This is a genomic window from Priestia sp. P5_B4 (assembly GCF_056400385.1).
The window spans coordinates 1-660 of sequence record NZ_JBFULJ010001397.1; the positions used below are offsets into that span (position 1 = coordinate 1).

1 protein-coding gene is annotated in these 660 nt (G+C 36.1%); it reads left to right on the plus strand.

Annotated features, from left to right (window positions below):
* Nucleotides 1-291: IS3 family transposase (locus AC1DRF_RS31215; protein ID WP_477742725.1), on the plus strand; the 291-nt coding region annotated here is incomplete at its 5' end.
* Nucleotides 292-660 lie beyond the last annotated feature (369 nt).

Consider the following 660-nt stretch of genomic DNA (forward strand, 5'->3'; position numbering starts at 1 on the left):
CTCTTACATAGTGATCAAGGAATCCAATATACATCCTGTACTTATCATCAATTACTAGCGAAATACCAAATAAAAGTGAGTATGTCTAGGAAAGGGAACTGTTGGGATAATGCTTGCATAGAGAGTTTCTTTAGTCATTTTAAATCAGAGTGTTTTCACCTTCATACATTCCAAACAGCCAGTGAAGTGAAGGATGCAGTCCACCAATACATACATTTTTATAATCACGAACGATTTCAAAAAAAATTAAATAACCTGAGTCCTTATCAGTATAGAACTCAGGCTGCATAGGTAGCTTTCTTCAGACTGTCTATTTGACAGGGGTCACTCCATTGGAAAACGAGGTTGCTTTTTATTTTAATCAGGGTTCGAACGTATAACAAGTATCGAAAAGATAGCTGCAAATCAATATTATCATAATTTTTCGATAAATACTATTTTTTATAGGTCTCAGCATATGTATAAAAGGTGCACTTTTTATACATCCGCCTTCCATTTGGGTATCGAGTAAACGTAGTCATATCAAGGATGTATAAAAAGCTGCATAAAGTAAGTCGTCATATTATCTTAAACCCCTTGCGGCGCAAGGGGTTCTTTTTTTCGTGTGTTCCGGAAAGAGACATTATGGTGCGACAAGAAGTCGCTTTCTTACAGTGTAGC